This is a genomic window from Tenacibaculum sp. TB-56 (assembly GCF_059716275.2).
Map to the genome: position 1 here is coordinate 751988 of NZ_CM201367.1, position 21872 is coordinate 773859.

The following is a 21872-nucleotide window of genomic DNA, read 5'->3' on the forward strand; positions in this document are numbered from 1 at the left end:
TTTTATATTAATTTGGTAATTTTCTTACTCATTGGTTTGGTTATTGAGTAAAAAACATCAATTAACTTTCCTTCTTCATCTACCAAGTATTTTTGAAAATTCCATTTTACTGAAGAACTCATTTTTCCATTTTTATCTTTTTGTGTTAACCATTGATATAAGGGGTGTTGATTTTCTCCTTTAACTTCAATTTTTTCTGTCATAGGAAAATCTACTCCATAGGTTACACTACAAAACGATTGAATTTCTTTTATTGTTCCTGGTTCTTGGCCTCCAAATTGATTACAAGGTAATCCTATGATTACTAATTTATCTTTGTGTTTTGAATACAGTTCTTGCAAACCTTCATACTGATTGGTAAAACCACATTTTGATGCTACATTTACAAATAATATTTTTTTCCCTTTAAACTTGTTAAGGTCTAAGTTTTCTCCATTAATACCTTCAATATTTATGTCGTATAACGATTCTTTAGGAGTTACTGTTTGCGCTTTACCTGATAAACTAAATAGTGCCATAATTAAAAATATTTTTACTGTGTTCATTTTATTGAATTGCTATTTTTATGATTTCTAACGAAAAGTTTTCGTCCTTTTTATTTCCTATTAAAATTGCTACCTCTTCTATTTGGTTATCAGAGAAATTACCAAAATTTAACTTTCTACCCCTAAAGGTAGGATAAAATCCTGTTAATGGTAATGTAATTTCTTGTTCTTGTGTATTTGTTCTAAATGCTTGTACATATGAGTAACGTTGAGACTCATTTGATTTTAATCGTAGTTGATATTGTTTACCATCTCCTTTTACTTTTAATACAATTTTTGAATGTTGTTTGTTTAAACCTATGGCTATTGGCATTCTCGTCATCGAAAATCCACCATTATTTTCAGTAGATACTTTCCCCGAAAAGATTAAGTTTCCCTTATCATTAATTTTTACAGCTGATGTAGAAATTCCTCCCATCACAGTATCATTAACAACATACCAATTTTGAGTGTTATTATCTTTATCAAAAATTATAATTTCATCATTTAAACACATAAGAAAACTTAAAATTAAAAGCCATTTCATTATTTACTTTTTAAATTTTTACACTTACAATTCCGGCATCTACTGGAATTACTTGTCCAGTAATTGCTGATGCTTCGTCTGAAAGTAAATAGGTAGCTAAACTAGCTACTTCTTCTGCTTTTAGGTATTTTTTTAATGGGTGTCTGTTCTGCATACTCTCTTGTTGTTTTTCATTTCGTAATAAGCGAGCTGCTAAAGGTGTATCAGTAACCGTAGGAGCAATTGCATTGAATCTAACTTTCGTAGCGTATTCTGCTGCCAACGATTTGGTTAACCCTTCTACTGCTGATTTACTTGTCGCGATACTTGCATGAAAAGGCATTCCTAAAAACGAAGCTACCGTACTAAATAGCACAACGCTTCCGTTATTTTTTGCTAACGAGCTTTCGTAAGCTTTTAAAGTTTTAATTGCTCCAAGAACGTTGATATCTAAATCGGATTGAAAGTCTTCTAATTTTAATCTTGAAAAGGATTTTAGATTGATACTACCAGGACAATAAACTAATCCGTGAACTTCTTCTAATTCTGGAAGCTCCTCTTTGGTAACATCGCATGCGTAATGTTTTATATTTTCAATATTAGACGGTGCTGTTCTACTAATGTTAATTATTTTATGTGTGTGTTTTAATTTGGTTATTATCGCCTTACCAATACCACTACTACCACCAACTACAACAATTGTTTTCATAATCGTCCTTTTAATCGTTTTTCTACTTTTTGTTTAATAGTTGTTATGCGTTTCATAACATCCATCAACTGTTTATCTTTACTCTTTTTATACACTTCATTAATTGATAAAATAATTTCTTTCGCTTTCCTTGATGCTAAAATTTTTTCATTTCTTGTTTTAAAAGATTTGTAATTTTTCTCAAATTCTAAAGCTTCTTGAAGTAAGTTTATTGTACTCATTTTAAATAATTTTGAAGTTCAACAATTTTTTCTGAGGTATTAAAAATGCCTCCATAAAAACAGGTAACTGTTGATGACGAATCATCTTTAACTCCTCTAGAAGAAACACATAAATGCTTTGCATCTATAATTACAGCTACGTCTTCTGTTTGTAATATCTCTTGTAAATCTCTGGCTATTTGATTAGTTAAGCGTTCTTGTACTTGGGGTCTTTTAGCATAAAACTGAACAATTCTGTTTAATTTTGATAAGCCTATAACTTTTCCTGATGAAACATAAGCCACATGTGCTTTTCCTATTATTGGTACAAAATGATGTTCGCAATTAGAATAAAACTGTATATCTTTTTCTACCAACATTTGGTTATATTGGTACCTATTTTCAAACAATGCTATTTTAGGCTTATTGGCTGGATTTAAACCTGAAAAAATTTCATCTATATACATTTTAGCTACTCTTTGTGGAGTACCTTTAAGAGAGTCATTATTTAAATCAAGCCCAATAGTTTGCATTATTTCTGAAAATAATTGTGCTATTTTTTCTTTTTTTTCCTCATCAGAAATTAAAAAAGCATCTTCTACCATAGGCGTTTCAATTCCTGTATAAATATGATCATCTCCAATTTCTTCAACCGATAAGTTCTTTATATTATCGCTAACAGGGGTATTCAACAAAGTTTCTAGGTGTTTCATAAAGTTTTATTTTAATTTCTAAATGATTATTTATCACTAACCTTAGTTTGTTATAAATTACAATTGCTATATTTTCTACTGTTGGATTGAGTGTTTTAAATTCTTCTACTTCTTTATTTAAGTTTTTATGATCTAAACAATCTATTATTTCTTTTTGTATATGGTTAGATAAAACTTTTGTATCAATTACATATCCTGTGTTTTCATCTACTTCTCCTACAATAGTTACTTCTAACTCATAATTATGGCCATGAAAATTTGGATTATTACATTTGCCAAAAACTTCTTTGTTTTTTGCTTCAGACCATTTCGTATTATGCAACCTGTGGGCTGCATTAAAATGTTCTTTTCTCGTAATAGCCACCTTTGCTTGCTTCATTTATCGTTTTGCTATTTTATTATTACTTATACTTCTTTGTCTGGTACATTTAAACCTTCCTTTATTAAATATTCTTTTTGCTTGATGTTTTGTTCTTCTACCCTGTACTCTTTTCCTCCATAATTTAAAACTTGATGATTTTAATTCTCTTCGCATTAAATTAATTACTTCTTGTTCTTTTAAGTCAAATTGAAGTTTTATAGCGTCAAAAGTTGTTCGATCTTCCCAAGCCATTTCAACAACTCTATCTATCTCTCTTAATGTCATAAAAAATAACTTTGTGTTGATGTCATTTTCAAATCCATCATTTTTTTTATAAATTTTTTATTCTGATTATATTTATTATCTTTTCTAAACCTAATAAAGTGGTTATCGGAATGAATACTAAAGAATTCATGATTAAAAACCACTATTTTATAAAAAGGTATTACCCAACAAAAGCGTTGTAATTTATTAGTTATGTAAACTATAATTCCTTTAGGACGTATTTCTATACTTCCATAATTTAAATCGCTAATTGTTGTTAAAATACTTTTAAAGCTTTCACTTACTCCTTCAACAATCATTCTACTCGAACCAACTCCTTTAATTTTTATAGATTGTAAAAAAGACATAGGCTCACCTATTAATTCATTGATTTTTAATACACTTTCTTTATTATTGTATGTTATATCAAACAACATTTTTTTATTTAACTACATGTTTGTTTAAAATTCTATAGCTTTCTTTTATCACCTCTGGATCTTTACGCATTTTCCAAATAGTATCTGAGGCATTTTTTCTAGTTACACCTATATCTACTATTGGTTTTGGGTAATCATTACCAAGAGTAAACCCATACATTTTTTGTTCTAAAGCTGTCATTTTGTATGGTTCGTGCTTAAACGCTAATGGTAATTCTTTAAGTTCTGGTATCCATTTTGAAATAAAAACTGCTTCAGGATCGTGCTCTAAACCATTTTTTACTGGGTTATAAATTCTAATCGTATTAATTCCAGTTTCTCCTGCCTGCATTTGCAACTGAGGAAAGTGAATTCCTGGTTCAAAATCTAAAAACAATTTTGATAAATATTTTGATGCTTCTTGCCATGGTTGCCAAAGATTATGTGTAAAAAAAGACACTAACATAGCTCGCATTCTAAAATTCAAATATCCTGTATGAATTAAACAACGCATACACGCATCAATAAATGGAATACCTGTTTTTCCGTTTCTCCATGCATATATGTATTTTTTAATAATATTTTTCTTTAACTTATGAAACCCTTTATTGATACTTTCTTGTTCCATTATACATTCCATTTCGAATTTCTGGATGAAATGTGCCTGCCATTTAAGTCTTGAAATGAAAGCATCTATTGCTCTTTTATTTCTTGAACTAGAACGAATACTTATTGCTAACTGATACACCTCTCTTACTGAGATATTCCCCCAAGCAATATAAGGTGACAGCCTGCTACAGCTCTCTCTTGCTTCTGTTGGTTTTGAAATATTTTTTGCATACCCCTCATACCTTTTGTTAAAAAAACTATGTAAATACTTAAGAGCCGTAGCTCGTCCTCCTTTTTGAAATAGCTTTTCTTCTTCTGTATCTAAATTTACAATTGTCAAGTTTTTTGCTATTTCTTTTATTTCTGTTATTGTTACAAAAGAAACATTTGTTGAATCAAATATTATCTGACTTGATTTCATGTAGTTTTCCCAATCCTCTTTCCAACCTTCTCTGTTTTCTCGCCCTCTAAATACTCCATTATGAATATTTTCTTTCCATTCTATTACATTATTCTTACAAAACCTTTTAAAGGTTTTATCTCTATTATAAGTTGCAAGAATCCCTGTTTCTATATGAGAGTAGACATTAGTAACATTTGACACCGACATTAAATACCTAAAAAAAGAAAGTACCTCTGAGTTTACTGTTAAAACCTGTGTATTATACAGCAATAACTCTTGGTTTATATCTCGTATAGATTCTTTAACAAAATCCCAATGTCTTTTAGAATAATGTTCGTCTTGTATAATGCTTTCTTCAAAAATATAAACAAATAATATTTTCTTACCTGAAGTTATTGCATTAAAAACAGCCTCGTTATCCTGCAACCGAAGATCTCTTTTAAACCAAACTACTGTTATTTCTCCTGTTATTTTCAATCCAATGTGCGCTTTGAATCAAAAATACAATTTTTGTTTAACTAATAAAAGAAATAATTAAACAAAGAGTTAATAGCTATTAATTTTTTGCTTAATTGTTTTTGCTTTTTCTAGAATTTCTGAGAAGTCTTTTGATATTTCCATTTTTTGCAATAAAGTATACATCATACGCATTCGGTGGTTATTTTTCAACTTCTCTTTATTTTTATAAAGAAACTCCCAATACAAAGTATTATACGGACAGGAATCTTCTTCTGTTTTTGTTTTGTAATTATAAAAGCATTCTTTGCAATAATTACTCATTTTATTAATATAACTTGCGCTAGATACATAAGGTTTTGTGGCCACTATCCCTCCATCCGCGTACTGACTCATCCCTCTTGTATTTGGTAATTGCACCCACTCTACAGCATCTATATATACTCCTAAATACCAAGCATCTACCTCATCTGGATGAACCTCTAACAATAACGCTAGGTTACCTAAAATCATAAGACGCTGTATATGATGCGCGTATGCGTTATTTAACGAGTTTTTTAGCGATTGCTTCACACAATTCATTTTTGTTTTTCCTGTCCAAAAAAAATCTGGCAATGAAACTTTATTATTAAAAAAATTCTTTTTTTTAAAATCTTCTCCTAATTGCCAATAAACACCTCTCATATACTCTCTCCATCCTAATACTTGACGAATAAAGCCCTCTGCCTGAGAAACGGCTATTGAAGGTTTCTTATAAAACACATCAACAACCTTCTCTACAACTTCTCTCGGGGTTATTAATTTTAAATTAAGGGCAAATGATAATCGAGAATGAAACAGAAAATCTTGTGATGAATGCATTGCATCTTGATAATCTCCAAAAAACTCTAACAAGTTGTCACAAAAAAAATCTAGTTGCTTTATTGCTTGTTCTCTATTTATTGGATAAGTAAAAGTTAATGTTTCTTCTCCAAATGTAACCACTTCTGCTTCGTTAAGCTCTTTTAATAATGCTTTACAGTCAATATTAGTCTCATAAGGCAAAGGAACTAATTCATCTTGATTCCATTTTTTTCTGTTAGATGCATCATAATTCCATTTACCGCCAACTGGTTCATTATTTTCTACAAGTATCTTATGCTTTTTCCTCATATAGCGATAAAAATCTTCCATAACTGTTTTCTTTCTACCTTCAAAAAACTCTTTTAACTCATTCCTTGTAGTGTAAAAATGTTCTGTATCATACGATTTAATTGGTATCTGTAAGTTCTTGAGTTCATTTTTAAATTGCACATCTAAACGAAACTCGTCAGGCAACTGGTATTCAATTTTTTTAATTGAGTATTTTTTTTGTAATACTTTAATATTTTTTATAAGATTGTGCGTGTTATGCGAATCTGATATTTTAAAATACTCTACTGCGTGACCTTTCTCTTCTAGTTTTTTAGCAAAACTCCTCATTGCTAAGAAAAACCCTACAACTTTTTGTATATGATGTTTTACATACTCCGTTTCTTGCTTCATTTCAAACATAGCATACACTACTTTTTTGTTTTTTTGCTTAAACCAGCTATGAGATTCGTTTAACTGATCACCTAAAAGCACTCTAAGTATTACGTCCACTACTTATCAATCCATTTAGCTCTAAATTCCCCATACTTATCATATGTATTAGCTTGCCATTCTATATCAAACTTTTTACTCTCAGAACTATTTCCTACTCCTGCTATATACATCCAGTTACCATAATTACTGTGCGGATCATAATCTACTAACAAAGATTCAAAGTAGGCTGCCCCAATCCTCCAATCTTGCTGTAAGTTATGTACAAAATAAGATGCTACGTTTTGCCTTCCTCTATTACTCATCCAACCTGTTTTTCTTAACTCTATCATATTAGCGTTTACAAAATCAGATGTAGTATTACCTAAAACCCAATTTTTTATCACCTTATTATCATGAATACTTAGTATCGTTTTTTTCTGAATCCCCCCTAATTTGAAGAAGTTATTTTTGTGATAACGAACTGCATGTTTAAAGAACTCTCTCCATAACAACTCAAAATACACCCAATATGTTGATGAATTTGCCTCATATTCGTCTTCAAATCTCTTTAGTTCTTTATAAATTGTTTTTACACTAATAGATCCATTAGATAACCAAGGTGAAAATTTTGTACTACAATCTATTCCTAATAAATTATTTCTTGTTTTCTTGTAGTCAATCACTTTTTTTGTTTCAAAAAAATAACTTTTCAACCTTACTAACGCTTGCTTTTCTCCTCCTTTAAAAGGAAAAGAATTTCCTAAAACTTTTTCTGCACGAGAACAGTTTGGTATTTCAAAAAATACCTGAGAATATATATCCTGATAGGGTAAATGATAATTTAACTCTGTGTCTATATCTAATTTTTTTTCAACTTTATTTCTAAAAGATGAAAAAGACAACGGGTATTTTTTGTTAAATAACGTATCTATTTGATGTGGCTCATACAAATATTGATTTGTTACCCTTATCTTTTTTACCTTACTACCAACTACTTTTCTTACTCTCTTTTCTATATCTTTTTCATCACTAGTTTCATCTTCTTGATAAACTAGCGTAGTAATTAAGAAATCGTTTTGAATCTCTCTAACAACGGTTTCTGTTTTTTTAACCCTACATAAAAAGGTATATTATATTTAGCTAAATTCTCTTTTAATTCTTTTAATGTTTCAATTAAAAAACGAAGACGGAATTTTCCTGTTCTCTCAAAAGAATATTGACGTTTAAAAAACACAGGATCTAACGCATAAAAAGCCACCAAATAACGTTTAGTCGCTATTGCTTCTTTTAACAGTTTGTTATCACGAACTCTTAAATCGTTTCTAAACCAAATTAAGGTGCATTCTTGTTTTTGTTTTTCCTGCATTTTTTACTACAGTATTTTACTTCACTCCAACTAGCTTCCCATTTCTTCCTCCATGAAAAAGAAAGCCCACAAACTTTACAAATTTTGGTTGGTAAGTGCTGTTTTTTCAATTTTAAACAAATTATTTTGACAAAAAATTAATGAGTTGCTTAAATATAAGTCCATGAAACGGTAAAACAGCAAACCAATAAACTCTACCCCATATTCCTTTAGGTCTGAATACTGCTTTTTGATAAAGTAAGCCGTCTTTAATAACATACTCTAACCATGCCTCTCCTGGTAGTTTCATTTCTGCAAAGAGCAATAAACGTTTATTATCTTTATCCGCTAATAACACACGCCAAAAGTCAAGCGCATCTCCTGGCTCTAACTCAGTCGGATCTCTTCTTCCTCTTCTTAAACCTACACCTCCAAAAAGTTTATCTACATATCCTCTTATCTTCCAAAGAAAATTGAACTTATACCATCCTGATTCTCCTCCTATACTCCAAATTTTATGTAATGTTTCTGTTTCATTTTGCACTTCTCTAACTCTAATATCTTTAAAACATCCGTATTGAGGTATTTGAATATGTTTTGCTAGTTGGTCATGAAAAACACCACTACTCATTGCATCTTTCCAACTAGAAATTACTTCGTTTTGTTCTATTTTTTGAAAAGCTAATGCTACCGCTTCTTTATAGGTTATTGGCGCTACATTAAGTAACATATTAATAGCACTTGGTTTTGCGATTACTTCAACCTTCATACTATCCACTAAGGCTTGCGCCAGATTAAAAGAGGTTGATGTTACAAAATATAACCAATAGGAAGACAGCTTTGGTGTTAAAACTGGGAGTGTGTAAATATATCTTTTAAAACCTCTTACCTCAGCAAACTGCAATAACATTTCTTTATAGGTTAATATTTCAGGACCGCAGATATCAAAAGATTTATTGTGTGTTTCTTTAACCTGTAAACTATTTTCTAAAAAAGCTAATACGTCTCTAACCGCAATAGGTTGTGTTTTCGTTTTTAACCATTTAGGAGTTACCATTACTGGAAGTTTTTCTACGATATCTCTTATAATTTCAAAAGAAGCACTTCCGCTTCCTACAATAATTCCTGCTCTAAAGGTTGTTAATGCATAACTGTTTGATTGTAGCTTTTTTTCTACTTCGTATCTTGACTGCAAATGTTTAGATAATGAATTATCATTTACAATTCCGCTTAAGTATACAACTTGTTTACAGTTGGTAGGCTCTATCAAACTTTTAAAGTTTTCTGCACAGGTTAACTCTAAGTTTTCAAAGTTTTCTGATGTCGTAGCCATCGAATGTATTAAATAATACGCAGCATCGATATCTTTAGGAAAACTTGTATTTTCTATATTTAAAAAATCAACTTTTATAAAAGTAACATTCGAATTGTTTTCAAACTCATCTGGTATTCTGTCTAAATCACGAACACAACAAACTAACTGGTGATTACTTTCTAGTAACCTAACAATTAATCGTTTTCCTATATAACCTGTTGTGCCTGTAACTAAGATTTTCATTCCTTTGGTCTTTGATAAGACAGTCTTTTATAATTCTCTGCTACCATATAGGTATCCAACCCATTAATGGCAGCTACTTTTTCAGTAGACAAGTTTAACAAACCATCTTCTGACAACATAGAGTCTTTAAAATACAAATCAGTTACTTCACCTAACACTAAAATAGTTCCGTTAGCTTTTATATGATGCTCTTCTAAAAACTTCATTCCTATTTGTAAGGGTGACTCTGCTACAAATGGAGCATGGAAGTTATTTTTAAATTCTTCCGAAAGTGTTGTTTTATCAAATTCTGAAATTTCCGAAGGATATTTAGCCGAAGTATGATGCGCTTCCTCAATTATTGATTCATTAATAGCATTGATTGTATAATATCCTGTTTCTTTTATATTGTTATACGTATTTCTAACAACGGTTGTAGGACGTAATACAAACCCTAAAATTGCTGGACTTGAACCATAATGCACCACCGAACTAAAAACTGCAACATTGGTTATATTATCAGTTGATTTTGTTGCAATAAGGTTTGCTGGTTTATAACCAGAAATACTGTTCATCAAATTTATTTTATACAGATGAGGAAACTCGTCTATTTGTTGACGTGTAATGTGCATTATATCGTATTAAAATTATTGATTTTTACCTTATTTGCTTTTAAATCGTGCATTAGGTTATACAAACCAAAAAATGTTCGGTTGATATAAATGAAGTGTTTTGAACCTCTGTTTCCGTTCATCTTTTTTAGTTCTGTACTCTTGGCATATTTCTGACCTAAATCTGCTATTTTCCCGAAGAACTCCTCATCTGAAAAATCAAATTCTTCTTGCTGAAAAGGCTGTGTAAAAAGTGATAACATTTCATAAAATAATGCTTTAAAAAAGGTTATTTCTTCTGGTGTATCATCTTTTCTCAAGATTTCTAACTCATAGAGTTTACTTTCAAAAAAAGCTGGATTATCTATATTTTCTCTTTTCGCTAGTTCGAAATAAGGCACATAAAAACTTTCAGGAACTTCTTTCATACATCCAAAATCGATAACAATCAATTCATTTGATTTGGATACTAAAAAATTCCCTGGATGCGGATCTGCATGTACCTTTTTTAGCTTGTGCATTTGATACATGTAAAAGTCCCACAAAGCTTGCCCTAGTTTATTTGCAACATCTTCAGGTTGCTCATTTTTAGTAAACTCTGACAGGTGAACTCCATCCATCCAATCCATCGTTAAAATTCTATCTGATGACAAATCTGAATAGTATTTTGGAAATTTTAAGTTTGGAATATGTTTACAGGCATCTGCAATTTCATTACTCTGCGCAAGTTCTAATTCGTAATTAGTTTCTTCCAAAAGCTTTTCTTCAACTTCTTTAAAATATTCATCTGAACCTTCTCCTCTAATGTTAAACATTTTCATCGCAATAGGTTTCACCAATGCTAAATCGGTTGAAATACTATCAGCAACCCCTGGATATTGAATTTTTACAGCTAGTTCTTTTCCATCTTTAGTGGCTTTATGAACTTGTCCTATACTTGCTGCATTTACTGATTCTGCTGTAAACGTATCAAAAACTTCGTTTGGTGTTTTACTGAAGTATTTTTTAAACGTTTTGATTACTAAAGGTGCCCTGATAATGGTGGAACTGAAAACTGTGATAATGAGAATTTTTCCACATAAGCATTGGGTAAAATATTTTTTTCCATGCTTAGCATTTGTGCTACTTTTAATGCTGACCCTTTTAGTTCTTTTAATCCATCGTAAATATCAGCAGCATTATCTTCATTGAGCTGTTTTTTTGCTTCTTCTTCTGATTTGGTGATTTTATTTCCGTAGTATTTAGCATAATTTACACCAACTTTCACTCCTGTTGAAACTAACTTAGTAGCTCGTTCTATTTTTGACGTAGGTATTTTGTTTAAGGTTTTCATGTCATTGGTGATTTTTCTTTCCACAAAAATTTCGCTAAATCAATCACACTTTTTACAGGTGCTATTTGTTGAATATCAAAACTTGCCTTTACTGACTTCTCTATAAATAGATCTGTTTTCTCAAAGTTTGGCGACTCATCTTCTACCCAAAATCTTAGAATGAGCAATAGCTGCATCCAATACCCTTCTGCAATAGTTTTATCTTGAATTTTGTTGATTTTATCATTTTTAAAATCAATTTTTTCAAGGCTTATTTCATCTGCAAAATGAATAAACTCAGTACGCAGTTCTTGCAATACTTTTAATTTCGAAAAATCTGTTTTTATTCTTTTTAACTGTGCCAACACATACGACCTGTTTACTGTCAACAATTCAAAAAAGGTAAAATAAAAGCTCAGTAGTTTATCTTTCGATGAATAGTCTTTATAAGCTTCTGTTTTGTGTAGTAAATGAATGGTTTCTTTAGCGAAAATTCCGAAAACAGCTTTTTCTAAGCTTTCAAAGCTTGAAAAGTGTTTATAAAATTCCGCTTCTTCAAAGTTATTTTCTTTCGCAAAAGAAAATATTGAATTCGGTTGACCTGATGATAGTACCGTATTCATATACCATTCTATTATTTTCTCTTGTGTTATATTCTTTTTTTTTGCCATAGTTTAATTATTTAATACAATATATGCGTTGAGACTAGTTGCAATCGTCATCCATATTAAATATGGAAGTATAAATAGCGTATACCACCTTACTTTTTTTACATACTCAAAAGTGAAATAACCAATAAGTAGCCATAATAAAGCGATTACAACCAAGCCTAATTTTGTTAAATGTTGATTAAAGAAAATATAGTTCCAGCTTACGTTTAAAACCCACTGATCTATATACAAAATGAGTACTTTTTTATTTAAAAACTCATACTGAAAACTCACTTTAGTCATATATACAGAAAACAACACCATAATGGTTGTCCATGCTGCTCCAAAAACCCAACCTTCTGGTGTCCATGGAGCTTTATTTAAAGACAAGTACCAATCTGTTCTTGGTCCTTCATTCATTAACCAAGCCCCAATAGCTAAAGCTGAAAGGTTAGCTATTAGAAATATTAAAAACCGTATGTATTTATTTTCTTTCAAGTTTTTTCCCTTTTAAATAGTTGAAGATTAACTGTGCCGAAAACAACATTGTAAATGCATAAAAAGCATCTTCAATAGGTATGGTAAAAATTCTAAAATCTAAGTTTTCAGCATTATTGTACCAAACTACTGGTTCTTCTATAAAACTTCCTGTTAAAATTCCGTTGACAAGTAAAAAAGGAATTAATATCACCAAGAAACTAGGGTAGTATTCTTGCAATGTGTTTAAATGATTCTTTAATGCATAACCTAACAATAGTAAAAACAGCACAAAATTTACTGTGGTATACCACTTTCCGAAGTTAAAAATCAACAACAAACTCGCTAAAACAATGAGGAAAAAGCTTACAATTACTGTCGCGGATTTTGACATTTTAAACTTTGGATATAAAAATTTTAATGCTTCATGTGTAAATAAACATGCATAAGGAATACAAAAGAAAAACATCCATTCTTCTATTGGCATGTGCAGTAGTTTTAGCGACAAATGATAGTCTGGATTAAACCCCCAAACTCCCATTTGTGTAAACCAACTGTCCCAAATCAAAAAAAATAAAGCAACTGATAAAATACTAATAGCTGCTTGTTTGAAATATTGTATAAAGTGTAGTTTTTTTTCAAAAATACTATACAGTAATGGAATACTTAAACTTCCTAGATTTAATATTAAATATAAATACTGACTCATTGTCTTTTATTAAAATATTTAAAGGGCACAAACAACATTCCGAAACATTCTCCGTCGTGTTTTCCCAAATGCTTATGATGAATTTTATGTGCTTTTCGTAATCCTTTTAAGTATTGATTATTTGTTTTGTCGAACCACTTGAACCTTCTGTGAATTAATACATCGTGTACCAAGAAATAAGCAATACCATAAAATAATATTCCCAAACCAATAAAGAACAAAACATTTAACTCTGGTCGAATTCCGAAGTAGAATAATAGAATGCTTGGAATTGCAAAAACCACGAAAAAAGCATCGTTTTTTTCAAAAACATGTGGATATCCTGGTTGATGGTGATCTTCATGTAAATACCAGCCGAAACCGTGCATCACATATTTATGTGTGCACCAAGTAACACCTTCCATAACAATAAACGTTAGTGTAGTTACTGCTATGTAAATTGCTATATTCATAATGATGTATTGTTAATTATATATGTATGTAAATAACTTAAACTGTCTTTTTTTTGAAGCACTTCTTTTAAAAACTGCTTGTCTTTTTTAATAGAAGATGTATATCCTAAAATACCTGGTGTGTTTTCTTGTATTACTAACCTTATATACCTTAAATGGACATTGTTAGGATTCTTTAAAATCAACTCTTCTAATTTGTTTTTATTAGTGTTAAAAACTTTTAGTTTACTCCAAGGCATTGTTTTATATTTTGCCTGTTTCATTTGTAAAGAAACTACATAGGCTTGTATACTTACTTCTTTACTGTTTTTATAGTTGGCTATGTAAGCTAATTCAGCTTCTTTAGTAGCTAACTCATGGTATTCTATAACAAAATCAGGTGCATTATTGAAGCCTATAATCGACATAAAAAACAGTACTCCTAAGATACCACTTTTAATCATATTAAATTCAATTTATACCTTACATAACTTCTTGCTAGAAGATTAATTTTCATAGGGTTTGAAATTCGAACTCTAGTATCCATGATTTTTGTTGAAGGTGTGTCTTTTAGCTTTTTTAATAGTTTTTTGTAATACCTGTATGCCATATACACTCCAAATTTTGCTTCAACTGGTAACTTTAAAATTCCGTTTTTATAAGCAAAGTCAAAATCGTCTTCTATTTCTTTAATAATTGTATTTTTTCCTTCCGCACTTAAATCCCCAAAATTGATATTTGGAAAATAAGATCTATTCAATTCGTTAAAATCTTCTTTTAAGTCTCTTAAAAAGTTTACTTTTTGAAACGCTGACCCTAAACGCATTGCGGGCTCTTTTAGCTCCTCATATTTTTGTTCATCTCCATTTACAAAAACCTTTAAACACATTAACCCAACAACATCTGCAGAGCCATATATATATTCATTATACTCTTCTGTAGTTGTATATGCTCTTTTGTACAAATCAGCTTTCATACTTTTCAAAAACGACTGTACTAAATCATCAGAAATTTTATACTTGTTTACAGTGTGTATAAAAGAGTTTAAAATAGGGTTCAAGCTAATTCCTCTATTCTTAGACTCGTAATAATCTCTTTCAAATTTTAGTAATAATTGCTCCTTATCATATTCGTGAAAGGTGTCTACTATTTCATCTGCAAAGCGTACAAAACCGTAAATATTATAAATATCTGTACGTATTTTTGGTGATAACATTTTCGTAGCTAACGAAAATGAGGTACTATACTTTTGAGTTACCAACTTACTACATGCGTAAGAAACCTCATCAAACAATTGTTTCATCTTTGTACGTTTTTAAAATTAAATCTGAAGCTATTTTTCCTGAAATTAAAGACGGGGGAACTTCCTGGTCCTGGTACCGTTAATTGTCCTGTAAAAAACAAATTCTTCACTTTTTTACTTTTTATCTTAGGTCTTAAAAATGCCGTTTGTGTTAAAATATTAGCTAAACCATAAGCATTTCCTTTGTACGAATTATACTCTTTCACAAAATCATTTACACAAAAACTTTCTTTAAAAAGCACATGCTCTCTTACTGATTGGTTTGTTAATTTTTCTAACCTCTCTATTATAATGTTGAAATAACGCTCTCTTAACTCTGGAGTATCTTCTATACCTGGCGCTAATGGAATTAAAAAAGTAGCAGCTTCTTTCCCGTTAGGCGCAAAAGAACCATCTGTAATTGAGGGAAAGCTCGCATAAAACAGAGGTTCTTTAGGCCAACTAGGAGCATCATATATTGTTTTTGCATGTACATCGAAGTCTGTATCAAAAAATAATGTGTGATGACATACATTTTTTAATTTCTTATCAAAACCTACATAAAAGAGTAATGATGAAGGTGCAAATGTTTTTTTATCCCAATAACTTTCTGAATATTGTCTGAGGTATGAAGGCAACAAGGTTTCTGTATGATGATAATCTGCTCCACTTAACACTATATCAGATTCCATTAGTTTTCCATCTACTGCAACACCAATTGTTTCTCCTTTATCATTTACTACAATCTCTTCAACATTTGCATTAGTTTGAAACGTTACTCCTAAACTAGTAGCTAGTGTAGTCATAGCCTCAATAACTTTGTACATTCCTCCTTTTGGATGCCATGTACCCAAGCCAAAATCAGCATAATTCATAAAATTATAAAAAGCAGGTGTATTACTAGGCTTAGCACCTAAAAACAATACTGGGAACTCTAAAATTTGAATTAGCTTTTTACTTTTTATTTTCTTTCTTACTTCATGTCTAATTGTAGAGAAAAACTGAAATATTTTCCCCATAGTAACGGGAGTAACCAGCTCTAAAGGAGAAATTCCTGGTTTATAAACTAAGTCGTTTATAGAAACATCGTAATTATATTTTGCTGATTTTAAAAAAGACTTCAGGTGTTTTGAGCTTCCTTTTTCTTCTTTTTCAAAAACCTCATAAATCTCTTCTAATGTTCCTGGAATTACAATTGAGTCTTTCTCTCCAAAGTATACCTCATAAGCAGGATCTAACCTTTCTAACTCGTAATAATCTGAAGGTTTTTTACCAAAATCTGCAAAAAACTTTTCAAAGACATCTGGCATCCAATACCATGTAGGCCCTATATCAAAAGTAAAACCATCTCTTAATAGCTGTCTTGCTCTACCTCCAATTATTGCATTTTTTTCTAGCACGATTACATTATATCCTGCTTTTGCTAAATAACACGAGGCCGATAAAGAAGAGAAACCTGAACCTATTATATATACTTTTTTTTTCAAAATATTTCTTATAAATATAATTAAAATAATCATAAGCGAGAAATTAATCTCGCTCACGATCAACTGTTTAACCTAAATATTATGGTAAAAGAACACTGCTCACTACGTGAACCACCCCATTTGTTCCTTGCACATCGGTTAAAGATATTGTTACTGATTGCCCCGAAGTTGTTTCTAGCTTAGCTCCGTTAGTCAAATCAACAGTCACTATGTTTCCATCAAACATTGTGATTTCCTGATTATCGGTTAATTCATCTGATTGCACATTTCCTCCAGCAAATACATGATATTTCAATACTGCTTCTATTGTTGCGATTGGAATATCTGCTAACGAGTTCCAAGAATCATTACTATCTAACAATTCTTGAAAAGCATCATTTGTTGGAGCGAATATTGTATAAGGTCCTTCTTGACTTAATAAAGAAACAAAATCCGTAGTATGACGATCATCTGTTAATGCTGCTACTAAAGAAGTAAAACCACTATTATTTAATGCTAAAGTCACTACATTAGGAGGTAACATCACCTTATCGATTGTATGAATAACCCCATTAGAAGCCATAATATCTGTAGCAATCGGTTTAGAATCTCCATTAAACTCTACTGCTCCATCAACTTCTACTTGCAATGACAACTTCTCATCATTTGGACCTGTTGACAACGTTTTTACATAGGCATTGGATAAATCGGCTGCTTTTACTTCTCCACTTATCACATGAAACAACAACACTGATTTTAATGTTTCTACCGGAATATCATCTAAAGAACTCCATGAGTCATTACTATCTAACAACGCTTGAAATGCTGCATCTGTTGGGGCAAAAACCGTAAATGGTCCTTCGGCTTGTAAAGCGGATACTAAATCAGCCTTTTGTAAAGCAGATACAAGAATACTTAAATTGGAATCTGCAACTGCTACATCAACTATAGTTTTAGGCTTTTCTATCACCGGATCATCATCATCACTACATGACGTTAACATACCAAAACTTAAAAACAATCCTAAAAACAACAATGAAGTTAAATTCTTAATTTTCATAATTACACACTTTAAATTAATGCTTACTCTTTTTACTTTTTATAGTCTATTTTTCAGCTTCGATAGACTTTGTTTATTTTTTTAAAAAAATAGTTAAACAAAATAAGTTTGACTAAAAAAATATGCCTTGAAAACCAAAACATTATCCAAAATTACATTTTTTGTTTAATAAAAACAAAAAATAAATAAACAAAAGTTGATTAGGTAAAATTTTTTAATATTTATTTAAGAACTCTTTTAAAGAAGGATGAACTGATATTTTTGCTTTAAAATCAACATTATCAACAGTCATAGCTTTATTCCCTATTGCTATTAACTCATGTTCTGTATTCATAAGCGCTCTTTCAATTTCTGAAAAATATTCTTGCACCTTATCATCATAGGGTTGAACTGTCATAGAAGTAATAAAACAAATTTTCGCATCACTTTTAAAAAAGTGATCTAAATTATCTAAAGGCAAACTCTGTCCTAAATAAATTGTATTATACCCCCTTAATGTAAGTTCATAATTTAGATATATTAAACCTAATTCGTGCACTTCATTTTCTGGCAAGAACAACACATAAGTAACTTCCGAATTGTTATTAGAATACTCTAACTTCTCTATATTGATTTGTATTTTTTGAACAATTAAGTTAGAAATAAAATGCTCATGCGCCGGTAATAAAGTATCTGTTTGCCACAAGAGCCCTATATGATTTAGAAAAGGAACAAAAACATCTTTAAAAATCTCTCTAAATGTTTTTCTTTTCAACAAACTGTTGTAAGTATTATTAAACAATGTTTTATCGAACTGAAACATTGCCATTTTAAAGGAATTTATTGCCTCGTCATTTACCGCCATTTTAAAAGCCAACTCTCTCGCCTTTAAAATTATAGTATTATCAGACATTTCTGCTATCTTGGAAATTTTGATATTGTTTTGATTCAACAAAACAACATTTAAAAGTTTCTGTAAATTCTCAGAAGAATAGTAACGAATATTTGTATCAGTTCTTTCAGGCGACAGCAAATTATAGCGCTTCTCCCAAATACGGATTGTATGCGCTTTGATTCCTGAAATATTTTCTAGGTCTTTAATCGTAAATGTCGACTTAATATTGTTCAATGCTTTTTGTTTTCTATTAAACAAATATACAAATTTCTTTAAATTAAGAATCAATACTCTACTTCTGAACTATATTATCACTATTTTTGATTAGATTTTTCACAATTTACCTATGATTTTTCAAACTCATATTCCTTTAAAAAAACAAAAAAACCATTTAATTAATTACAATTCTAAACTGTTATTGTTAGGGTCTTGTTTTTCTGAAAACATTGGTAATAAATTGTCGTATTACAAGTTTCAAACACAACAAAACCCTTTCGGAATTTTATTTCACCCCAAAGCCATTGAGACCTTCATTACAAAAGTCATCAATGAAGAGAAGTATACCGAAAGTGATGTCTTTTTTCACAATGAACGCTGGCACTGTTTTGATGCACATTCGGTAGTGAGTTCGACTTCAAAAGAGGAATTATTAAATACTCTTAACACCAATATTAACTCTACATATCAGCATTTAAAAAATACTTCTCACATAATTATTACATTAGGAACTGCATGGGTATATCGTGAAATAGCTACAGATACATTGGTTGCTAACTGCCATAAAATTCCGCAGAAAAAATTTTTGAAAGAATTACTAACTGTTGAAGAGGTTTCAGAAAGCTTGGAAGCGATTAATTCTTTAATCAAATCTATAAATCCAGAAACAACAATTATTTATACAGTTTCACCCGTTCGTCATATTAAAGACGGATTCATAGAAAATCAACGTAGTAAAGCGCATTTACTTTCGGCTATTCATCAAGTAGTTGAATCAAGAAACAATACTCATTACTTTCCCTCGTATGAAATTATGATGGATGAATTGCGTGATTATCGTTTTTATGCTGAAGACATGATTCACCCAAACCAAACAGCAATCGATTATATTTGGGAAAAATTCTCAGAAGTTTGGTTTAGCGAGCAAGCTATAGAAACTACGAAAGAAGTTGAAACTATTCAAAAAGGATTAACGCACAGACCTTTCAACCCTAATTCTGAAGCGCATCAATTATTTTTAAAAAAATTACAACAAAAAAAGGAAACACTTTTACAAGCATTTCCTTTTATGAATTTTTAGTTCGTTTGTTACTTACTCACTAAGTATTGATCTACATTTTGCCATGGACCACCGTTAATTACATCTACTCCATGATTTTGTAAAAACTGAGTTGCTTGTCCGCTTCTACCACCACTTCTACAAACTGCAATTACTGGTTTATTCCACGATTTAATTTCATCAACATTTAAAGGAATTGTTGCTAACACGATGTGTTTAGCTCCTTCACTATGCCCTTCATTCCATTCTGCTAAAGTTCTTACATCTAATACTACCGCTCCTTTAGCTAAATATTCCTGTATTTCGTTACTCATATCTTTCTTTCTAAATAAATTAAATAATCCCATGTTATGCTTCTTGGTAATTTTCCAACAAAAGTAAGCCGTTTTCAATTAACGTTGTGTAACTCTTGTTACTTTTCATCGATTCAAGGTAGTTACGTAACGTATCTTTTATTGAAAAATTATTCATTACGGCTAACTCCAACAATTCTAAAGGCAGTAACCAATCGTTTTTAAACTGAGAGCTTACTTCATTTAAAATTCCTTGAACTTTCTCCTCAGAAACTGTACCAGCCTCTCTCATCATCCTCACTTCATTATACAAACTATATAATTTTTTATCTGATTCTGAATACTGAATCTTATGAGTTTTTGTTTCTGACACTTTTCCTACATCACCAAACGAGGTTATATCTGCAGGTCCTGCAAAAGCAGAAACGACATCAACTCCAACCGCCATATCATACACTCCCCAATCTGGATGAAACAATACAGTATCACCATGAGTTACGGTACAGTCTTTAAAAGATATCAATAAAATTCTACCTCGTAAATCTCTGGTTCCTGTAATTACTTCTCCTTCTACTTTTATTCCGCCTTCAAACTCTAAAGTAACCTGCTCTCCTTCATAAATCCCGTAGGCTTTCAAATCACGAGGACTCATATTTTCTATCGGAATATTAATTCCTTTTAGCTTCCCTATCGGACTTCCAAAACCTTCTGCGTGGTAATTTATTCCGTGACCTATTAATTCTTTATCTCTATTTGCTAACGCAGTAGGACCTGTTGTTTGTATATAAATGGCTTTATTATTCTCATCAGTTATTACATTAGAGAAAACTCCAGACACTTGAATACCTGTACTTAACTCGATAGTTCCTAAATTTTTAGAATCAATCAGTTTTTCAATTCCTTTCAACCCTCCTGTTCTGATAGCCATTTTATTAGCAAATTGCTCCAATACTAAACTTAAATGAGCAAAATCTGGCGTTACAAATAATTGAGGTTGCGGCTTCGTGATATCAAAGTTTACATTAGCAGCATCTAATGTATATGCTACTTTTTCTACCTCATCTTTCATACACCATTTACTCTCTCCTATTGAAGATAACAATCCCGCTCCATAAATTTTCGGATTTTCGAGAGTCCCTATCAATCCATACTCTACTGTCCACCAGTGAAGATTTCTAATCTGAGCCATTTCCGAAAGCTCTCCCATATTATCTTGTAACCATTCTACTTTCTCTTGCGCTTCATCAATCTCTTCTTGGGTAGAATTTGGATCTTCCTTTAGAATAGATAATAAACGAATAGCTTCATACATTTCATAGTCTTTCGCTGATGAAATTGCCTTGGCTCCTATTTCACCAAAGCGACGTAAATACTCTGCATATTCTGGATTTGCAATAATAGGTGCATGGCCAGCTGCTTCGTGAATAATATCAGGTGCCGGTGTATATTCTATATGGTCAATCGTACGCATATCTGATGCGATTACCAGTACATTGTATGCTTGAAATTCCATAAAAGCATTTGGCGGAATAAATCCATCTACCGATACTGCCGCCCAACCTATTTCTTTCAAAATACGGTTCATTCCTTGCATATGAGGAATTTTTTCAACTGAAATTCCTGTTTTTTTCAGTCCATCTATATATGAAGCATGCGCTACTTTACCAAGGTAATCTACATTCATTCGCATTACATAACGCCATACGGCTTGGTTTTGCGCAGTGTACTCGTCATATGGTTGTTTTACTACGAATTTATGTAAGTGCTTGGGTAGCTTTTTGGTAACTTCGTTTAATTCAAAATGAGGTTCCATAATGTTGTTT

General features: G+C 31.0%; 24 protein-coding genes and 3 pseudogenes. 1 reads left to right on the forward strand and 26 read right to left on the reverse strand.

The window, feature by feature from the left end:
* Positions 1–2: 2 nt before the first annotated feature.
* From AC3VI6_RS03640 to AC3VI6_RS03755, 24 genes and pseudogenes are all read right to left on the reverse strand, one after another.
* Complete coding sequence (locus AC3VI6_RS03640; protein WP_240805752.1) at positions 3–518, reverse strand: glutathione peroxidase; 516 nt, start codon at positions 516–518, stop codon at positions 3–5.
* A gap of 28 nt (positions 519–546) precedes the next feature.
* The gene (locus tag AC3VI6_RS03645; RefSeq protein ID WP_497705199.1) at positions 547–1071 is read right to left on the reverse strand and encodes a CIA30 family protein; all 525 of its coding nucleotides are present in this window, start codon (positions 1069–1071) and stop codon (positions 547–549) included.
* A gap of 10 nt (positions 1072–1081) precedes the next feature.
* A complete protein-coding gene (locus AC3VI6_RS03650) occupies positions 1082–1759 on the reverse strand; it encodes an SDR family NAD(P)-dependent oxidoreductase (protein ID WP_497705200.1) in 678 nt (225 codons plus the stop codon).
* Positions 1756–1971, reverse strand: a complete 216-nt coding sequence (locus tag AC3VI6_RS03655; RefSeq protein ID WP_274633380.1) for a hypothetical protein — start codon at positions 1969–1971, stop codon at positions 1756–1758. The genes AC3VI6_RS03650 and AC3VI6_RS03655 overlap by 4 nt, the downstream gene beginning before the upstream one ends.
* Positions 1972–1976: 5 nt before the next feature.
* Positions 1977–2672 carry a GTP cyclohydrolase I FolE gene (gene folE, locus AC3VI6_RS03660; protein WP_047790030.1) on the reverse strand — a complete coding sequence of 232 codons (696 nt, stop codon included), beginning with the start codon at positions 2670–2672 and terminating at the stop codon, positions 1977–1979.
* Complete coding sequence (locus AC3VI6_RS03665; protein ID WP_047790029.1) at positions 2635–3051, reverse strand: 6-pyruvoyl trahydropterin synthase family protein; 417 nt, start codon at positions 3049–3051, stop codon at positions 2635–2637. Before AC3VI6_RS03665 ends, folE begins: the two co-directional genes overlap by 38 nt.
* The gene (locus tag AC3VI6_RS03670) at positions 3052–3318 is read right to left on the reverse strand and encodes a TIGR03643 family protein (RefSeq protein ID WP_497705201.1); all 267 of its coding nucleotides are present in this window, start codon (positions 3316–3318) and stop codon (positions 3052–3054) included.
* Positions 3315–3734, reverse strand: coding sequence for a hypothetical protein (locus AC3VI6_RS03675; RefSeq protein ID WP_497705202.1), 420 nt, complete (start codon positions 3732–3734; stop codon positions 3315–3317). The genes AC3VI6_RS03670 and AC3VI6_RS03675 overlap by 4 nt, the downstream gene beginning before the upstream one ends.
* A gap of 4 nt (positions 3735–3738) precedes the next feature.
* On the reverse strand, positions 3739–5202 hold the full coding sequence (locus tag AC3VI6_RS03680) for a cryptochrome/deoxyribodipyrimidine photo-lyase family protein (RefSeq protein ID WP_497705203.1): 1464 nt from the start codon (positions 5200–5202) through the stop codon (positions 3739–3741).
* Positions 5203–5271: 69 nt separating this feature from the next.
* A complete protein-coding gene (locus AC3VI6_RS03685; protein WP_497705204.1) occupies positions 5272–6804 on the reverse strand; it encodes a cryptochrome/photolyase family protein in 1533 nt (510 codons plus the stop codon).
* Positions 6804–8092 (reverse strand): annotated as a pseudogene (locus tag AC3VI6_RS03690) (DASH family cryptochrome). Before AC3VI6_RS03690 ends, AC3VI6_RS03685 begins: the two are co-directional and overlap by 1 nt.
* Entirely contained in the window at positions 8059–8202 is a 144-nt protein-coding gene (locus AC3VI6_RS03695; RefSeq protein ID WP_073182036.1) for a DUF2256 domain-containing protein, read from the reverse strand. The pseudogene AC3VI6_RS03690 and the gene AC3VI6_RS03695 overlap by 34 nt, the downstream one beginning before the upstream one ends.
* A gap of 11 nt (positions 8203–8213) precedes the next feature.
* Complete coding sequence (locus AC3VI6_RS03700) at positions 8214–9629, reverse strand: SDR family oxidoreductase (protein WP_497705205.1); 1416 nt, start codon at positions 9627–9629, stop codon at positions 8214–8216.
* Entirely contained in the window at positions 9626–10183 is a 558-nt protein-coding gene (locus AC3VI6_RS03705) for a flavin reductase family protein (RefSeq protein ID WP_497705206.1), read from the reverse strand. Before AC3VI6_RS03705 ends, AC3VI6_RS03700 begins: the two co-directional genes overlap by 4 nt.
* Before the next feature lie 56 nt (positions 10184–10239).
* Positions 10240–11552: pseudogene (locus tag AC3VI6_RS03710) on the reverse strand (ABC1 kinase family protein).
* Positions 11549–12202, reverse strand: coding sequence for a TetR family transcriptional regulator C-terminal domain-containing protein (locus AC3VI6_RS03715; protein ID WP_497705207.1), 654 nt, complete (start codon positions 12200–12202; stop codon positions 11549–11551). Before AC3VI6_RS03715 ends, AC3VI6_RS03710 begins: the two are co-directional and overlap by 4 nt.
* Positions 12203–12205: 3 nt before the next feature.
* On the reverse strand, positions 12206–12679 hold the full coding sequence (locus tag AC3VI6_RS03720; protein WP_497705208.1) for a TspO/MBR family protein: 474 nt from the start codon (positions 12677–12679) through the stop codon (positions 12206–12208).
* Positions 12666–13367 carry a lycopene cyclase domain-containing protein gene (locus AC3VI6_RS03725; protein WP_497705209.1) on the reverse strand — a complete coding sequence of 234 codons (702 nt, stop codon included), beginning with the start codon at positions 13365–13367 and terminating at the stop codon, positions 12666–12668. The genes AC3VI6_RS03720 and AC3VI6_RS03725 overlap by 14 nt, the downstream gene beginning before the upstream one ends.
* On the reverse strand, positions 13364–13819 hold the full coding sequence (locus tag AC3VI6_RS03730; protein ID WP_299001489.1) for a sterol desaturase family protein: 456 nt from the start codon (positions 13817–13819) through the stop codon (positions 13364–13366). Before AC3VI6_RS03730 ends, AC3VI6_RS03725 begins: the two co-directional genes overlap by 4 nt.
* Entirely contained in the window at positions 13816–14262 is a 447-nt protein-coding gene (locus tag AC3VI6_RS03735) for a hypothetical protein (protein ID WP_497705210.1), read from the reverse strand. Before AC3VI6_RS03735 ends, AC3VI6_RS03730 begins: the two co-directional genes overlap by 4 nt.
* Complete coding sequence (locus AC3VI6_RS03740; protein ID WP_497705211.1) at positions 14259–15101, reverse strand: phytoene/squalene synthase family protein; 843 nt, start codon at positions 15099–15101, stop codon at positions 14259–14261. Before AC3VI6_RS03740 ends, AC3VI6_RS03735 begins: the two co-directional genes overlap by 4 nt.
* Positions 15085–16567: pseudogene (gene crtID / locus AC3VI6_RS03745) on the reverse strand (bifunctional phytoene desaturase/3,4-desaturase). Before crtID ends, AC3VI6_RS03740 begins: the two are co-directional and overlap by 17 nt.
* A gap of 79 nt (positions 16568–16646) precedes the next feature.
* Entirely contained in the window at positions 16647–17606 is a 960-nt protein-coding gene (locus AC3VI6_RS03750; RefSeq protein ID WP_497705212.1) for a fasciclin domain-containing protein, read from the reverse strand.
* A 214-nt stretch (positions 17607–17820) separates the two neighbouring features.
* The gene (locus tag AC3VI6_RS03755; protein ID WP_274633324.1) at positions 17821–18714 is read right to left on the reverse strand and encodes a MerR family transcriptional regulator; all 894 of its coding nucleotides are present in this window, start codon (positions 18712–18714) and stop codon (positions 17821–17823) included.
* A 112-nt stretch (positions 18715–18826) separates the two neighbouring features.
* Between AC3VI6_RS03755 and AC3VI6_RS03760 the strand changes: the two genes are divergently transcribed.
* The gene (locus AC3VI6_RS03760) at positions 18827–19777 is read left to right on the forward strand and encodes a GSCFA domain-containing protein (RefSeq protein WP_497705213.1); all 951 of its coding nucleotides are present in this window, start codon (positions 18827–18829) and stop codon (positions 19775–19777) included.
* A gap of 8 nt (positions 19778–19785) precedes the next feature.
* Here the strand turns inward: AC3VI6_RS03760 and AC3VI6_RS03765 are convergent, their stop codons facing one another.
* Both AC3VI6_RS03765 and AC3VI6_RS03770 read right to left on the reverse strand, forming a co-directional pair.
* A complete protein-coding gene (locus tag AC3VI6_RS03765) occupies positions 19786–20070 on the reverse strand; it encodes a rhodanese-like domain-containing protein (protein WP_274633326.1) in 285 nt (94 codons plus the stop codon).
* Positions 20071–20104: 34 nt separating this feature from the next.
* Positions 20105–21862, reverse strand: a complete 1758-nt coding sequence (locus AC3VI6_RS03770; protein WP_497705214.1) for an aromatic amino acid hydroxylase — start codon at positions 21860–21862, stop codon at positions 20105–20107.
* Positions 21863–21872 lie beyond the last annotated feature (10 nt).